This window comes from Citrobacter sp. TBCS-15, from assembly GCF_005280815.1.
Taxonomy (GTDB): domain Bacteria; phylum Pseudomonadota; class Gammaproteobacteria; order Enterobacterales; family Enterobacteriaceae; genus Citrobacter; species Citrobacter werkmanii.
Window position 1 is genome coordinate 130172 of the sequence record NZ_SZWK01000101.1, and the last position, 15780, is coordinate 145951.

At 49.2% G+C, this 15780-nt stretch carries 14 protein-coding genes; 3 read left to right on the plus strand and 11 right to left on the minus strand.

Annotated features, from left to right (window positions below; translation table 11 throughout):
• Positions 1-4: 4 nt before the first annotated feature.
• From agaE to kbaZ, 4 genes are read right to left on the minus strand one after another with little or no spacing between them, the layout of a single operon-like run.
• Complete coding sequence (agaE, locus tag FDW96_RS03780) at positions 5-883, minus strand: PTS N-acetylgalactosamine transporter subunit IID (protein ID WP_042311219.1); 879 nt, start codon at positions 881-883, stop codon at positions 5-7.
• Positions 873-1652: a PTS N-acetylgalactosamine transporter subunit IIC gene (agaW, locus tag FDW96_RS03785; RefSeq protein ID WP_137365232.1), complete on the minus strand. Its 780-nt coding sequence runs from the start codon at positions 1650-1652 to the stop codon at positions 873-875. The genes agaE and agaW overlap by 11 nt, the downstream gene beginning before the upstream one ends.
• A 10-nt stretch (positions 1653-1662) precedes the next feature.
• Positions 1663-2136, minus strand: a complete 474-nt coding sequence (gene agaV / locus FDW96_RS03790) for a PTS N-acetylgalactosamine transporter subunit IIB (RefSeq protein ID WP_038634137.1) — start codon at positions 2134-2136, stop codon at positions 1663-1665.
• 19 nt (positions 2137-2155) lie between these two features.
• Positions 2156-3451: a tagatose-bisphosphate aldolase subunit KbaZ gene (gene kbaZ / locus FDW96_RS03795; RefSeq protein ID WP_137365233.1), complete on the minus strand. Its 1296-nt coding sequence runs from the start codon at positions 3449-3451 to the stop codon at positions 2156-2158.
• Between the two features lie 249 nt (positions 3452-3700).
• Here kbaZ and FDW96_RS03800 point away from each other — a divergent pair, with 249 nt between their 5' ends.
• Together FDW96_RS03800 and agaR are read left to right on the plus strand one after the other, a co-directional pair.
• On the plus strand, positions 3701-4507 hold the full coding sequence (locus tag FDW96_RS03800; RefSeq protein WP_003024922.1) for a DeoR family transcriptional regulator: 807 nt from the start codon (positions 3701-3703) through the stop codon (positions 4505-4507).
• 324 nt (positions 4508-4831) lie between these two features.
• Positions 4832-5602: a transcriptional repressor AgaR gene (gene agaR, locus FDW96_RS03805; protein ID WP_003024920.1), complete on the plus strand. Its 771-nt coding sequence runs from the start codon at positions 4832-4834 to the stop codon at positions 5600-5602.
• A 37-nt stretch (positions 5603-5639) separates the two neighbouring features.
• Here the strand turns inward: agaR and FDW96_RS03810 are convergent, their stop codons facing one another.
• From FDW96_RS03810 to garD, 7 genes are all read right to left on the minus strand, one after another.
• On the minus strand, positions 5640-6560 hold the full coding sequence (locus tag FDW96_RS03810) for an ROK family protein (RefSeq protein WP_008785896.1): 921 nt from the start codon (positions 6558-6560) through the stop codon (positions 5640-5642).
• An 18-nt stretch (positions 6561-6578) separates the two neighbouring features.
• Positions 6579-7835, minus strand: coding sequence for a Gfo/Idh/MocA family protein (locus FDW96_RS03815; protein WP_042311212.1), 1257 nt, complete (start codon positions 7833-7835; stop codon positions 6579-6581).
• A gap of 36 nt (positions 7836-7871) precedes the next feature.
• Entirely contained in the window at positions 7872-8978 is a 1107-nt protein-coding gene (locus tag FDW96_RS03820; RefSeq protein WP_042311210.1) for an ABC transporter ATP-binding protein, read from the minus strand.
• A gap of 11 nt (positions 8979-8989) precedes the next feature.
• Positions 8990-9814: a carbohydrate ABC transporter permease gene (locus FDW96_RS03825; RefSeq protein WP_137365234.1), complete on the minus strand. Its 825-nt coding sequence runs from the start codon at positions 9812-9814 to the stop codon at positions 8990-8992.
• A 9-nt stretch (positions 9815-9823) separates the two neighbouring features.
• Positions 9824-10768 (minus strand): carbohydrate ABC transporter permease, encoded by a 945-nt coding sequence (locus FDW96_RS03830; RefSeq protein WP_042311208.1) that lies wholly within the window; start codon positions 10766-10768, stop codon positions 9824-9826.
• A 78-nt stretch (positions 10769-10846) separates the two neighbouring features.
• Positions 10847-12106 carry a sugar ABC transporter substrate-binding protein gene (locus FDW96_RS03835; protein WP_042311206.1) on the minus strand — a complete coding sequence of 420 codons (1260 nt, stop codon included), beginning with the start codon at positions 12104-12106 and terminating at the stop codon, positions 10847-10849.
• Positions 12107-12461: 355 nt separating this feature from the next.
• Entirely contained in the window at positions 12462-14033 is a 1572-nt protein-coding gene (gene garD / locus FDW96_RS03840; protein WP_137365235.1) for a galactarate dehydratase, read from the minus strand.
• 404 nt (positions 14034-14437) lie between these two features.
• On the opposite strand from garD, the gene FDW96_RS03850 reads away from it, so the two are divergent.
• Positions 14438-15772: an MFS transporter gene (locus FDW96_RS03850; protein WP_061382501.1), complete on the plus strand. Its 1335-nt coding sequence runs from the start codon at positions 14438-14440 to the stop codon at positions 15770-15772.
• The last annotated feature ends 8 nt before the right edge of the window (positions 15773-15780 follow it).

Consider the following 15780-nt stretch of genomic DNA (forward strand, 5'->3'; position numbering starts at 1 on the left):
ATATTTACAGGAAGTGACAGAACTTACCCACAACGCCGAGTACTACGGTAATAGCGATAAGGCGCAGAGGGCTCCAGCCACGACGAACCAGCCAGAACATGGTCAATGTGTAGACCAGCGGCAAAAATGCAGGCATCAGCTTGTCTATAACGTCTGTCTGTAGTTTCACAACCGCATCGCCAGCAGTAATTTCCAGCGTGGTGCTCAGGCGAACATAGGTCGCTACCAGCGCGCCGATCACCGTCATCCCAACGATAGATGCCGCATGACCAACCTTTTTAGTGTTAGCTTTAATCAGTGGGATAGCTGCAACGCCCATTCGGTAAGCATAGTGTGCCAGCCCAAAGCGCAGACCAAGATGAACCACGTTAAACATCACAATAAAGACTACAGCGCCAAGAATAGAACCTTGCAGCGCCAGACTTGCCCCGATACCACCGCAAATAGGCAATAACGTTAACCAGAACATGGCGTCACCGATACCGCCAAGCGGCGCACCGACGGCAATCTTGGTGCTTTGAATACTGTTCACATCCTGCTTGGAGCGTTCCATCGCCAGGATAATCCCGATAACAAACGTAACCAGGAACGGGTGCGTGTTGAAGAAGCCCATATGGCCTTTCATTGAACGTGCCAGATCTCGCTTGTTGGTATGGATCTTTTTCAGTGCAGGTAACAGGCCGTACAACCATCCTGATGCCTGCATACGTTCATAGTTGAAAGAGGCCTGTAACAACATGGAACGCCAGGCAACACGGTTGATATCTTTTTTCGTCAGCTCGGCACCGATATTCTGGTCTTCGTAGACGTTTTCATTCGTGCCGGACAGCAGCGTTTCTTCGGTTTCGGAAATGTTCGGCAGAGCCGTTTGATTAGATGCCATCTTCGAATTCCTCTTTTTGTGCTGCGGGAGCTGTAGTTTCAGGTGATTTACGCAGAAAATCGATCAGTGCCATGGCCAGTGCTGCTGCGGCGATTGCCAGCACAGGGAGTTTGAGCCAGGCGGCGGCGACAAAACCCAGGATGAAGTAAGGGATGTAGACGTTTTTCATCATGATTTTCAGCAGTACGGCGAAACCGATAGCTGGCATGATGCCGCCTGCCACGCCGAGGCCGTCAATTAGGCGGGTCGGCAGAACATCTATAGCTGTTTTGGCATGTTCCGCACCAAAGTAAATCGGCAGGAACGCGCATAAAAAATAGAAGGTCCCCAGCGCCAGCAACGCCAGATAGTTGACCCGCTCAATCCCGGCGGTATCGGCATTCGCTGCCATGCGGTCGCAGCGAGCCATCACCCCGGACATCACAGAGAACAGGAAGGTAATGCCCATCTGTACCGCTACCGCGAACGGTACAGCGACACCGACAGCTACTTCCGGTTTTACGCCAGTGGTGATGGCGAAAGTCGTTCCCACGATGGTGCCGATGATGACGTTTGGCGGCTGTGCTCCCGCCAGCGGAGCCAGGCCCATCCACACCAGTTCCAGCGTACCCCCGGTTAAAATACCGGTATGCAGATCGCCCAGAATCAGGCCGACCAGCGGCCCGAGAACAACCGGGCGGTGCATGTGCGTTAACCCGTTGAACATATCCAGGCCTGCAATAAAGGCGAGAATACCCAACGCAAAAGCCTGCAACAGACTGATTTCCATTGTGAATCCCTCAGAGAAGTTTATAGAGGTCCTGGGCGGGTTCTGTTGGAACGCCCTGAACGAAGCATTCCACCCCAGCGGCTTTCAACCCGTTGAACGCCGCTATATCGGCAGCGTCTACAGAAACCGTTTTGGCGATTTGCTGCTTGCCGTTGGCATAGTGCATGTTGCCAACGTTGATACGATTAACAGGAACACCGCCTTCGACCAGACGGTAGAAATCCGCAGGCGATTTGCAGACCAGCAAAATTTTCTGGCGATCGGCGGCACGGTGAATATTGTCGATTACTTTTTGTAGTGACCAGAAGCGCACGGCAATCCCTTCCGCCAGAACCATTTCCATCAGGTTTTGCTGCACCGGATCTTCAGCCACCTCATCATTGGCGACCAGCACCAGATTTGCCCCCGCAAATCCGACCCATTGCACACCGACCTGACCGTGAATTAAACGTTCGTCAATGCGACTTAATACAATGTTTGGCATGGTATTTTTCTCTTTCTTGTTATGCGTTATGGGATGAATCACCCAGGCTGGCGCAGTGATATTGCTGCAGTATGTCCTGAATATGGTTAATGATGAGTTCTCGCGGTGTCGCGCTGAGATCTCCCTCGCGCACTTTTACGTACTGCAAGGGTAGATACTGGCTAATCAGCGGTAACGGGATCGGTTCGTCGGCCAGGTTACGCACCAGACGTTCGAATGCCTCATCAATCTGGCTGTCCGGCCAGTAGTAACGAACCCGATCTGAGTAGCTATATCCGCGGGCCAAACGGCGCGCATTGCCATCGCCGTGATAGTGGCTCTGCCAGTACTCCGGACGATCAAGCATCACGCTTTCCAGGACATGTCGCAGGCCTGAGCTGGCTTTTGCGGGCAGCAATTCCTCTTCAATAGCGGCTAATGAAAATAACGCTTCGCGCAGGGCAAAGGTCAGCGCCGGGCCGACTTTCAGGATCGCGAAATGATCTTTAACCAACTGGTGCAAGGACTGAGGCGTTTGGTAATCGGTAGAATGCGCTTCAAAAACCAGCGTGTCGTAGTCTTCCACCATTTTGCTGAGTGCCACGGCTTTCTGCGGTTGATAATCAATGATGTGCGTGTGGTCGAATTCAACGCCAGGTTGCACGACCAGGGCGATAATACGTGCCCATATACCTTCCAGCCCGCGCTTTTCAAAGGCGTGATAGTGGGACTGCAGCGTTGCGCGTGCCGCATCCGGCGTTGTTACCGCCAGTTCGGTTAACGCTTCGTGTGCGCCACCAGGAACCGGAACTTCTGTGCCAATCACATAGACTAGGTCAGACTCGCCAAAATGTGCCATACAGGTTTCTTCGGCGACTTTGGCCAGGCGTGCGGCGCGCTCAGCGACGATTTCATCTGTCAGTGGAACCGGGTCGTTGGCACAAGACATGCTGCAATCGAGGTGGATTTTTTTAAAGCCTGCGGCGACATAGCTCTTGATCAGATCGTCAGCATTGGCCATTGCCTGTTCCGCAGGCAGATTTTGCCAACGGTTTGGCCCGAGATGGTCTCCGCCGAGAATCAGCATATCCTGAGAAAAATCAAGCGAGTCGGCTAATCGGCAGACAAAACTGCGAAAATCGGCTGGCGTCATACCTGTATAGCCGCCAAACTGGTCAACCTGATTAGAGGTTGCTTCGATCAACAGCGGTGTATGATTGGCATGGGCGTAGCGTATTGCGGCTTCCAGTACGATTGGATGCGCGGAACAAACGGCATAAATCCCGTTTGCTTTCCCCCGTTTATGCTGCTCGACCATTTTAGTTAGATGTTTCACTTTCCTCTCCAGGTCAGATTACTGCGACATCAATCTTTCGTTTTGTTTCATTTAATACTGCATTATGGTGTTATAAAAATAAAACGAAAGATAATAGTTTTCCGATCTGTTTCACAAAAGAAACGCAATGAAAGGTTTCAGCGTAAGTTCGTCCGGCTCTTCCCTGCTTGCGGGGCTTGCATTCGCGTAAAAGAAAGGCGTTAATAGATAAAACGAAATAAAACGAAAGGTTCAACTAAAGGATTTCTTATGAGTAACACCGAGTCCTCTGCAGACAAGCGCGTTATTGGCACCAGCGAAAGACGTGAGCAGATCATCCAGCGGTTACGGCAGCAGGGAAGCGTTCAGGTTAACGATCTCTCCTTATTTTTCGGCGTCTCCACGGTCACTATTCGCAACGACCTCGCTTTTCTGGAAAAGCAGGGGATTGCGGTACGTGCCTATGGCGGGGCGCTGATTTGCGAAAGCAATGCGCCTGTTGTGGAGCCTTCTGTTGAAGATAAGAGTTCACTTAATACGGCAGTAAAACGCAGTATTGCCAGAGCCGCCGCAGAGCTGATTCAACCGGGACACCGCGTGATCCTTGACTCCGGTACCACGACCTATGAAATTGCCCGCCTGATGCGCCAGCATACCAATGTCATTGCTATGACCAACGGTATGAATGTCGCCAATGCGTTACTGGAAGCAGAAGGGGTTGAGCTGCTGATGACCGGCGGTCATTTGCGTCGTCAGTCACAATCTTTTTATGGCGATCAGGCAGAGCAATCGCTCCAAAATTATCACTTCGACATGCTGTTTCTTGGCGTTGATGCTATTGATTTAGAGCGTGGTGTTAGCACGCACAACGAAGATGAAGCGCGTCTCAACCGTCGGATGTGTGAAGTGGCTGAACGTATTATTGTTGTTACCGACTCGACGAAGTTTAACCGCTCCAGCCTGCATAAGATCATTGATACTCAGAGGATCCATACCATCATTGTTGATGAAGGTATCCCAGAGGAGAGTTTGCAGGAACTACGCCGCAGCGGTGTTGAAGTGATCATTGTTGAGTAGTCCCGCTCTAAAATTCAAAAATGTGATCCCATTCAATTAAACAAAAACAAACCATAAGCGAGCTTTTTTAGTAGCTCGCTTTCGTTTTTTTGCATGCTTCCCGTCTCTTTCTCGCATCTTACCCGTTTTGAGTCTTTTCATTTTTTCGGTTTTCTTCGTTTCGGTTTGCTAAAACGAAAGAAAATAGTCAGTTTTGGTTAAATTAAACGCTGAGTCTGTGCGCACAAATTCACCTTATTGCTTCTGATGTAATATATTCAAAAGAAAACGAAAGTGCTAAAGCGCTAAAACAAAACAACATGAATATTTGATGGAGCAATAGAAATGCTGGATAACTTAAGACGTCGCGAGCAAATAATTGATCTGCTGTGCGATCAGGGTAGCGTTCGTGTCGAGCCACTGAGCGTCCATTTTGGTGTGTCATCGGTCACGATCCGCAACGACTTACGTTATCTGGAGCAGAAAGGATGCGTCATGCGCTCCTACGGCGGGGCGGTTCTCAATCAGCACTTTGCCCTTGACCGACCTTTGCAGGATAAGGACCGGCTGAATCGCGATGTGAAAACGCGTATTGCCGAAAAAGCAGCCAGCTTTGTGAAAGATGGTGACACGTTAATCCTCGATTCCGGTTCGACCACCACGCTCATTCCTCCAATGTTAAAGAATCGCCGCGATCTGGTGGTGATGACCAATGCGCTCAACATTGCGTGGGAGCTGGCGAATTTTGAGCGCGTAGACGTCATGATCCTGGGAGGGAACGTCAGGCAAAGCGTCTATTCATTGTATGGCCCTTCAGCAGAACACCAGCTCAGACAATACCGGTTTGATAAGCTTTTTTTGGGCGTTGATGGATTCTGCCTGGAAGCAGGGATAACCACGCCACATCCGGGAGAAGCGCATCTGAATCAGGTAATGTGTGAGGTTGCACAGGAGGTCACGGTAGTCGCTGACTCCAGCAAGTTTGGCCGCAAAAGTTTCTGTATGATTAGCGAAATCAGCGGGATTGACCGGGTGATTACCGACAGCGGTATCCCTGAAAATTATCACCGGACGTTAATCCAGCTTGGGGTGGATGTGGTGATTGCGGATGAATAACTGAAATTGCTGGCGAGATTTTCTCGCCAGCAGTGTTTTAGTGGGTCAGCGTACCCTGTTCAACCAGCAGCAATGCGGCACCGCGAACCCCGCTGGATGCACCATGGATGGCCGGGAATACGCGGGCAGGCTCTAATCCCGGGAACAAGTAACGTGACATGGCCTGCGGCAGCAACGTATAAATTTCCTCGATGTTGGAAACTCCACCGCCGAGAACAAAAGCATCGACATCCAGAATCAACTGCAATTGCGCCAGCGTACAACCCAACATATCAATCCATGCTTCTATGGTAGTAACGGCGCTGGCATTGCCATGACGATAATGCTCCAGCAGGGTCTCCATTTTGAGTTGTTCTCCACTGAAGTGTTTGTGGAGCCACAGTAAACCAGGACCGGATTGATAGCGTTCCAGACACCCTTGTAAGCCACAGCCGCACTTCAACTCAGGCAAGTGATAACGACGCATAAACGTTGCCGGAAGCGGTAAATGGCCGAACTCACTGGCCATTCGGTTGCGACCCCGATACAACTGACCGTCAATGACTAACCCTCCACCCATGCCGGTGCCAATAATGGCACCAAAAATTCGGGAGAACTGGCGAGCCTGCTGGGTATGGGCTTCCGAGAGTGCAAAACAGCAGCAGTCATTGTCCAGTTCAACCGAACGATTGAGGCGGTGGGCCAGATCGTTCATCACCTGGCGTCCTGTGAGGCAAGGCACGTTAGATGACAGTAATTTTCCGGTATGTCTGTCCATAAGACCGGGCATGCCGATGCCAATTTTTCCTTGCGTTCCAGTCGCCCAGTCGGCGGTATCAATAAGTGAAGTAAAGGTCGAAAGAAAGAGTTCATAATCCTGCACTGGCGTGGCGACGCGCTTACGCCAGCAAACCTGCATTTCCTTATCAAAAGCGACAATTTCAGTTTTGGTTCCACCAATATCAACACCGTAAAACATGCCTCATCTCCTCCGGCTTCACAGCGTAACCAGACAGTTTTCCTTGCGAGCGCGCTCTGCGGCAAAGACCATTAAGTGACTTTCCAGTGATTCATCTGGGCCAGAAAGAATCATATTTTGATCGTTGGCCATCACTGCGTGGATAAAGCGATCCATCAGGTAGTAATCTCCACCACCATGCCCCCCCATCTGGGTTTGTGTGCCAGCGGCGATCTCCTCGATCTGATGCACTGTTTCTTTGTCTGTCAGGAAATCAAACACCCGGATTTGCTCGCCATCACCTTCCAGATAACCTCTGGTGCCAAACAGGCGCGTTTTTCGATCTTCCATTTTGGTAAACGCGGTCATGGTAAAGGTCACTGTCTGTTGGTGGGCAAAACGTAAGTTAACAACCTGATGATCCACCACATCATTATCACAACGATAAACGCAACGACCATAAGGCCCATCGCGCAGCGCCTGGCGAACATTCTCTTCGCTAGGATCTGCAGTCAGCACCCGACGGAAGTGTGGAGTGCATTTGTGGTTTTCACCCAGATAAATTTTGCAGGCAGACCAGGGACAGGTTGCTTCAACCTGACAATCAAGGCAGCGGTCGGCGGCACCAGCAGGCTGATTCTCTTTCACAAAGTGACTCAGGCTACCAAATGATCCTACGTCCTGGCAGTTGTCGCTCATGATGTAGCGGATCCAGTCCAAATCATGACAGGATTTCTGTAACAACATAAATGACGATTCTGCTTCATTGCGCCAGTTACCACGTACAAACGAGTGCGCCTGATGCCAGTAACCTACGGGTTCGAGATGCTGCATGCTGACAATATCGCCAATTACGCCATCATCAAGCAGTGATTTCAGCTTTTGCGTATAGCGGGTGTAACGCAGGACGTGCGCGACGGCCAGTAATACGTTGTTGCGTTTGACCGCATCAATAATGATCCGGCAATCTTCTGGCGTAGGGGCGAGCGGTTTTTCCAGCAGAATGTGATAGCCGAGATTAGCAAACGCCACGGCAGGATCTTTGTGCATATTATCCTGCGTGCAAATAAGTACCACATCGGCCATTTTGGGTTGGGCCGCAGCTTCTTGCCAGTCGCAAAACACGTTATTTGGGTCAATCTTATGCTGTGCGACAAACTGCTGGCGGTATGCCTCTCTGGGTTCGGCAACGCCTACCACCTGCATTCTGTCTGGATGTTCAAGCGCATAGCGAGAATATATTTCTCCGCGCGCACCAGCCCCTACCACTAATACGGTCACTTTATTCGCACACATATAAACCTCTCATTTTTCACTTAGCCTGAATAACGGTCAGACCAAATTTTCTTCATGTTTTTTATCAAACAAAAAGGCGGCTTCCAGATTAAATTTCACTTTGATAGATTCACCGGGAAGTGGGGTCCAGTCGGGTGAGGAGTTAATACGTAAGATCATATGTTGCTCACCAATATCAAAATGCAGAAGGTCTTCGTTGCCCATCCTTTCTACGTTGGTAATGTGCGCATCGAACGCCGAGGCATCATGCTGCGAGGCTAACTGAATGGCTTCTGAGCGGATGCCAAACCAGACGCTGGAGTGCGGATATTGCTCCAGTAGGTTACTCAAGCGCGTATTTAGTGGCAGGATTAAATTATCAGCCAGGCGCAGGCCACGAGTGCTGGGGTCAATATCAAGCAGCATAATATTCATTGCCGGATTACCAATAAAACCAGCAACAAATTTATTCCTGGGGTGATGGTAAATATTCCCTGGGGTATCCACCTGCATAATACGGCCGCCATTTAGAACGCAAATCCTGTCTCCCATAGTCATCGCTTCAATCTGATCGTGCGTGACGTACACCATGGTTGCGCTCACGCCTTCGTGACGCAGTTGTCGATGCAGTTCTGTCAGCCGCACGCGCATTGAAACACGCAGTTTTGCATCCAGGTTGGACAGCGGCTCATCAAACAAAAAAACGTCTGGCTTACGCACGATGGCCCTGCCAACGGCTACGCGCTGGCATTGACCGCCTGAAAGCTGACCGGGCTTTTTGTCGAGCAATGTTTCGATTTCCAGCTTGTGTGCTGCTTCCCGGACGCGGATATCAATCTCTTCTTTGCTCATTTTCCCTAACAGACTGAATGCCATATTTTTATAAATCGTCATGTGGGGATAAAGGGCATAATTCTGGAAGACCATGGCAACGCCTCGCTCCTTTGGTAGCAGGTCGTTGACGCACTTCTCTCCGATTGCGATATGGCCATGAGTGATATCTTCCAGACCTGCAATCATGCGTAGCAGCGTTGATTTGGCGCAGCCTGATGGCCCGACAAACACCATGAATTCGCCGTCGTGGATTTCAAGATCAACGCCATGGATCGCCTGAAAGCCATTGGGATAGACTTTGCTTACTGCCTGTAATTGAATACCTGACATAACACTGCCCCTTATCCTTTAATTCCGGCACCAGCGATGCCGCGAATAAAATAGCGCTGGAAGAAGATATAAAGTAACAACATCGGGATAATCGCCAGCAATGCGCCTGCCATTAACATCGGATATTCCACGCCTGAGCGGCCAGAAAGTGAGGCTAATCCTACTGGTAATGTCATTTTATCCATGGAAGTGTTGACGATCAGCGGCCACATTAAATTATTCCAGCTCCACAGTCCGTTAATAATGACGCAGGCAATCAGTCCCGGTTTAATTAATGGCAGCATAATTTTGAAGAAAATAGTCAGATGGTTATACCCATCCATAATGGCTGCTTCTTCCAGTTCTTTAGGTACTGACAGAAAAAACTGACGTAATAAAAAGGCGCTATATATGCTGAATAAGCCCGGTAGCACCAGTCCAGGAATTGAGTTCAGCAAACCGATTTTTTCAACGGTTAAAAACTGTGGGATTAAAAAGATCTGACCGGGCACCATCAGAATTGAAATACACAGCATAAACAGGACATCTCGTCCTTTGAAACGCAGTCGGGAGAAACCGTACGCTGCCATTGCCGCAATCAGCGTCTGCAAAATGACGATGATCAGCGTGGAGACGATCGAGTTAAAGTAAAAGCTGCCAAAAGGCATTTCATGCAAGATTTTACCGTAAGCCTGAAACCCTGGGTTGGCGGGTAGCAGGATCGGCGGAAAGGCGATGCTTTCTGCCTGGGTTTTAAAAGAGGTGATGATCATCCAGATAAACGGAACCACCGTTACCAGCGTCGCGAGGATCATCAGGCCGTAAATTAGCCATTTTTCACGTTTTGTCATGAACATCGTGGTGCCTCACTGTGCTTTAAGTCGTTTACCAATCCATATTTGCAGCAGCGTCAGGACCATCGTGATAACGAAAATCACCACGGCGATTGCTGAGGCATACCCTTTTTCATGGTAGATAAAGGCGTATTTATAGAAGAGATAGGCGATGGTCATCGTCTGATCGTCCACCATGGATGAACTACCAAACAGCAGATAAACCACATCGAAAATTTGCAGCGTTTCGATAAAAGAGATCACCAGTACGAAAAACAGCGTTGGGATCATTAGCGGTAAAGTAATAGACCAGAATCCACGCAATTTGCTGATGCCATCCAGCGACATCGCTTCATAAATTTGTTTGGGGATCCCCTGCAATCCAGCGAGCAGAATGATCATCTTCAGCGCAATAGCCGACCAGATGATAACCAACGAGGCGCTCAGGCGGACGACATCGGGATCGGATAACCAACCGATAGCCGGAAGATCGAAAAAAGCCAGGATCTGATTAATTAAGCCGAAGTTTCGGTTCATCAACCACTGCCAGACCATAGCAATGGCCGCAGGCATAGTGACAGCGGGTAGAAATAACAGCGTGCGAAACAACCACTGACCGCGAATCGCCTGATTCAGGCCAATTGCGAGCAGTAATGACAAAATGGTGATTATCGGTACGCAAATAAAAACATAGGCCAGGGTGTTATATATTGCTGAACGAAACTCATCATCGCTGAATAAATTAATATAGTTATCTAAGCTGATTGTCGTCCAGATCTGAAACTCGCCCAGGTCGGTGAAACTATAAAAAACGTTCTGGAAGAATGGAGTAAAGTAAAAAACAATTAACCCCGCCAGTAACGGCATAATCATTATCCATCCCCAGAAGCGTTCTTCTTTTTCCAGCTTGGTCAGGGATTTTTTGTGCACTTCCCTGGCTGGTAATTGTGGGGATGCAGTTTCATCTGAATAGCTCATACAGACTCCGGGATGCTCACTGTGCAACCAAAATATATTGCGTGGGCGAAAGCGAGAGGGAGCATGGCTCCCTCAGGATTATTTCTGCATTTCTCGTTCAACGCGTTTTGCAACACCAGGCATGACTTTTTCTGGGTCAGTACCCGTCCAGACTTTTTTCAAGCCATCATTCAGGATGCTATTCCACTTGGCGGTATTAGAGCCTGCGGTTGGATATTTATGTGAGAAAGCCAATGAATCTATATAGGCTGAAACATCAATACCCTTAAAGCCTTCAGCCCACTCTTTGGCCACTTTTTGGTTCGCGGGGATCACGACTTTTCCCGTAGCCAGCGTCTGCTGCGCATGCTCAGAACTCATGAACTCAATGAACTTCCACGCCGCATCTTTATGCTGACTTTTTGCTGACATGGCAAATGCCAGGCTATGGGATACACCTGCCTGCTCTGCCATTTTAGGCATTGGTACCACGCCGATGTGATCCTTAATCAGCTCATTTTGAGAGAAGGGTAATGCCCACCATGAGCCTGCGTAGACCATGGCTACCCGGTTTGACTGGAAGACATCCGAGGCTTCCATCTCGCCTGGCGGTTGGATTAGTCCCGCGTTCAGCATGCCTTGAACATCGCGATAGACGGCGATGGCTTTGTCATTGGCAACATCCGTTTTGCCCTCAGGCAGGACAATCTTATCGCCAGCCTGTAATAGCAGATTAAAGTAACTGTCCTGCCCGCTGCTGAATTCCATTGCTAGTGGATAAGACTGTTTATCCAGCCCTTTACGCAACTGCACTGATTTTTGTTTTAAATCGTCCCATGTCCAGTTTTTATCGGGATAGCTCACGCCAGCCTGATCGAACATTTTTTTGTTGTACCAGACGGCAATTGCATCAATATCCCTTGGGATGGCATACTGCTGCGACTGGTATTGATAGGCATCGACTGAGCTTTTAACAAAATCATCCAGTTTCGGCGCTGATTTCTCTTTCAGATAATTGCTCAGTGGTTCCAGCATGCCATTTTTAACATATTGCTGGAAATTAGGCATATTCATCCAGAATACATCCGGTGCTACATTTCCACCGACTGCTGAACTTAGCTTGATAAAATATTGGTCATAAGGTGTTAATTCGATTTCGACTTTGATGCCAGGGTTGTTTTTTTCGAATTCATTAACGAGCTGTTGTTCGCCAGGGAGTTGATTACGGTCCCATAACGTGTAGCGTAATTTAACAGGCTTTGCGTCCGATTGGCCTTCAGCACTCGCGACGACAGGAGTTGCCAGTAAACAGGAAATAAGACAGGCCAATGCGACATTATTTTTATTCAGGGTATACATAACTTCCCTCTTTATTCAGGTCAGAATGCTTATGAGGTAAATTACAGGAGCCTATGAATAATCTGTTTTACATCGGAGAAAGTCAAAGCGGTAAAAAATAGGGGATTATCGCATTAAAACAAGGTCGTCTTTCGGTAGGTTTCTCTTTTATCAAAACGAAAATATAACATAAAACAATGGCGATATTATTTCGTTTAATTTCATGTTGTTAGGTTTATTTTGTGGGTTTGAATCGAAAAAAACAGATGTTTAAAAAAACCTCTTAAAATGCGAACGTTATCACTTTATTTGTTGTTACATAGACATAAAAAACGGGGATAAATCCCCGTTTTTTCGTTGGCTTTCGTTTCGATAATCAGGTCACTGGCGCCGGGTTAAACACCGCCAGTTGGTTATGCAGTCCCCACTGATCCGAGAAGGTTTTCTTACGCCCGCTGGCGACCTCGAGAATAAACTCGAACAATTTCAGACCCACGTCTTCAATGGTTTCTTCTCCGGTAGCGATGGTACCTGCGTTGATGTCCATCAGGTCAAACCAACGATTGGCCAGCTCAGTACGCGTCGCCATTTTTATCACCGGCACCGCCATCAGGCCGTACGGCGTACCGCGACCGGTGGTGAATACCTGCACGGTGATCCCGGAAGCAACCTGCTGCGTACCGCAGACAAAATCGCTGGCGGGCGTTGCGGCGTAAATCAGACCTCGTTTGGTTGGACGCTGGCCCGGCGACAATACTTCGACGATGGCGCTCTTGCCAGATTTGGCGATTGAGCCCAGCGCTTTTTCCACCACGTTTGCCAGACCGCCTTTCTTGTTGCCCGGTGAAGGGTTGGCGCTGCGGTCAGTCTTGCCCATATCCAGGTAGTTATCGTACCAGGCCATCTCTTCGAGCAGGCGCTTACCTACTTCTTCGTTAATCGCGCGCGGGGTCAGAAGGTGGATGGCATCGCGCACTTCGGTCACTTCCGAGAACATCACGGTCGCGCCGCAGCGTACTAACAGGTCGGAGGCATAACCCACCGCTGGGTTGGCCGTCACGCCGGAAAAGGCATCGCTACCGCCGCACTGCATTCCGACCACCAGTTCTGATGCCGGGCAGGTTTCACGTTGGCGTTGGTTGAGCTTTGCCAGATGGCGTTCTGCCACTTGCAAAATATCAGCAACCATCGATTGAAAGCCGACGTGCTTTTCATCCTGCAGACTGACGATGCTGGCGCTGTCGACCGGGATACTTTTTACATCGTGAGTCCCTTCCAGCAGTCGCTCCGGTTGCAGTTTTTCGCAGCCGAGGCCAATAACCATCACTTCACCGCCAAAGTTGGGGTTCAGCGCAATATTATGGATGGTGCGAATCGGCACAATGGCGGCCGGAGCGTTAATCGCCACTCCGCATCCGTACAGGTGATTAAGCCCCACCACGCCGTCAACGTTCGGGTATTTGGGGAGCAGATCGCGCTCAATGATTTTCACCACATAATCCACCACGCCCGCAACGCAGTGCACGCTGGTGGAGATGCCGAGCAGATTCTTGGTGCCAACGCTGCCGTCTGTATTGCGATAGCCTTCGAAGGTATAACCTTCAAGAGGCGGCAGTGGCTCTGGCACTTTGGTTGCCAGCGGCAGCGTCTCCAGCGGCGGGGCCTTGGGCAGCTCAACCATGGATTCATCAATCCAGCTACCGCGCGGGATAGCGCGAACGGCATAGCCTATCACTTCGCCATAACGCACTATTTCGCCGTGAACAGGAATATCGCATAGCGCCACTTTATGACCCTGGGGAATATGTTCAATGAGTTCGAGTTCGTCTGGAAAACGCGTTCCGGCTTTCAGACCATTGTCATTGACAATAATCGCCACATTATCTGTTGCGTGAACTTTAATATAAAACGCCGTTGGCGATTGTTGTCTGATTTCGATGTCGGCCATTGTCCAGTATTCTCCAACAAGGTGGTGATAATAGTGTGGGTATTTATATTTTGAATCTAATTGTAAGTAATAAAGATTCGGTATCGTGAAATAAGAATGTCAGGAGTTTAAAATTAAGAATGTGATCATGATCACTTAAACTCAGCAAGGCCGCGCTACCAGGGACAGGAATACGTAAATGTGTGCATTAGCGCCCATGTATGTGTGCATATGCCCAAAATATTATTTTAATGTCGCGTGATTAGTGAGCGTATGCACAATGATTAACGTTGCGCCGCTGATTATACTAAATCACGGTTTCATAACGTCTGATAAATTATTATGTGTTTTTATTATCGGTAATTTATCACCAGGGATAGCTAACAAATAATAATAAAAATTTTTATGTACCCGAGGTAAATAGAATGATTTTGGATGCAATTGTCGAAAAAAAGAAAGGTACACATACCCGCTATTTAATATTACTGATAATTTTTATTGTAACTGCCGTTAACTATGCGGACCGTGCGACGCTGTCAATTGCCGGCACGGAAGTGGCGAAAGAGTTGCACCTCAGTGCCATCTCAATGGGGTATATTTTTTCCGCTTTCGGATGGGCTTACCTGTTGATGCAAATCCCCGGCGGCTGGCTGCTCGATAAGTTCGGCTCGAAGAAAGTCTATACCTGGAGCCTGTTCTTCTGGTCGCTGTTTACCTTCCTGCAGGGCTTTGTCGACATGTTCCCGCTGGCCTGGGCGGGTATTTCAATGTTCATCATGCGCTTTATGCTGGGCTTCTCGGAAGCGCCTTCCTTCCCGGCCAACGCCCGTATCGTGGCGGCCTGGTTCCCGACCAAAGAGCGCGGTACGGCATCCGCGATTTTTAACTCCGCACAGTATTTTTCCCTGGCGCTGTTTTCTCCGCTGCTGGGCTGGCTGACCTTCGCCTGGGGCTGGGAACACGTCTTTACAGTGATGGGGGCGATTGGTTTTGTGCTCACCGGGCTATGGGTAAAGTTTATTCATAACCCAACCGATCACCCGCGTATGTCGCAAGAAGAGCTGAAGTTTATCTCTGAAAACGGCGCGGTCGTGGATATGGACCATAAGAAGCCGGGCGATGTGAAGTCTGGTGGTCCTAAGCTTCATTATATCAAGCAGTTGCTCACCAACCGTATGATGCTTGGCGTGTTCTTCGGACAGTATTTTATTAACACAATTACCTGGTTTTTCCTTACCTGGTTCCCGATTTACCTGGTACAGGAAAAAGGTATGTCGATCCTCAAAGTTGGTCTGGTGGCGTCTATTCCGGCGCTATGTGGATTCATTGGCGGCGTACTGGGTGGGGTGTTCTCTGATTATCTGATTAAACGTGGCTCCAGCATCACCCTGGCGCGTAAGCTGCCGATTGTGCTCGGCATGCTGCTCGCATCAACCATTATTCTGTGTAACTACACCGATAACACCGCTCTGGTAGTAGCGCTGATGGCGCTGGCGTTCTTCGGCAAAGGCTTCGGGGCGTTGGGCTGGCCGGTGATTTCCGATACCGCGCCGAAAGAGATTGTCGGTCTGTGTGGTGGCGTATTTAACGTATTTGGCAACGTGGCCTCCATTGTTACTCCGTTGGTGATTGGGTATCTGGTGAGCGAGTTGCACTCATTTAATGCCGCGCTGATGTTTGTAGGGTGCTCAGCGCTGATGGCAATGGTTTGCTACCTGTTTATTGTCGGTGACATTAAACGTATGGAATTGCAGAAATAAACAAAGGT

Coding starts and splice junctions, on each gene's coding strand:
- FDW96_RS03830 (WP_042311208.1), bottom strand. CDS start 10,768: ATGAGCTATTCAGATGAAACTGCATCCCCACAATTACCAGCCAGGGAA.
- agaV (WP_038634137.1), bottom strand. CDS start 2,136: ATGCCAAACATTGTATTAAGTCGCATTGACGAACGTTTAATTCACGGT.
- FDW96_RS03810 (WP_008785896.1), bottom strand. CDS start 6,560: ATGTTTTACGGTGTTGATATTGGTGGAACCAAAACTGAAATTGTCGCT.
- FDW96_RS03800 (WP_003024922.1), top strand. CDS start 3,701: ATGAGTAACACCGAGTCCTCTGCAGACAAGCGCGTTATTGGCACCAGC.
- FDW96_RS03835 (WP_042311206.1), bottom strand. CDS start 12,106: ATGTATACCCTGAATAAAAATAATGTCGCATTGGCCTGTCTTATTTCC.
- agaE (WP_042311219.1), bottom strand. CDS start 883: ATGGCATCTAATCAAACGGCTCTGCCGAACATTTCCGAAACCGAAGAA.
- FDW96_RS03815 (WP_042311212.1), bottom strand. CDS start 7,835: ATGTGTGCGAATAAAGTGACCGTATTAGTGGTAGGGGCTGGTGCGCGC.
- garD (WP_137365235.1), bottom strand. CDS start 14,033: ATGGCCGACATCGAAATCAGACAACAATCGCCAACGGCGTTTTATATT.
- FDW96_RS03820 (WP_042311210.1), bottom strand. CDS start 8,978: ATGTCAGGTATTCAATTACAGGCAGTAAGCAAAGTCTATCCCAATGGC.
- agaW (WP_137365232.1), bottom strand. CDS start 1,652: ATGGAAATCAGTCTGTTGCAGGCTTTTGCGTTGGGTATTCTCGCCTTT.
- FDW96_RS03825 (WP_137365234.1), bottom strand. CDS start 9,814: ATGTTCATGACAAAACGTGAAAAATGGCTAATTTACGGCCTGATGATC.
- agaR (WP_003024920.1), top strand. CDS start 4,832: ATGCTGGATAACTTAAGACGTCGCGAGCAAATAATTGATCTGCTGTGC.
- FDW96_RS03850 (WP_061382501.1), top strand. CDS start 14,438: ATGATTTTGGATGCAATTGTCGAAAAAAAGAAAGGTACACATACCCGC.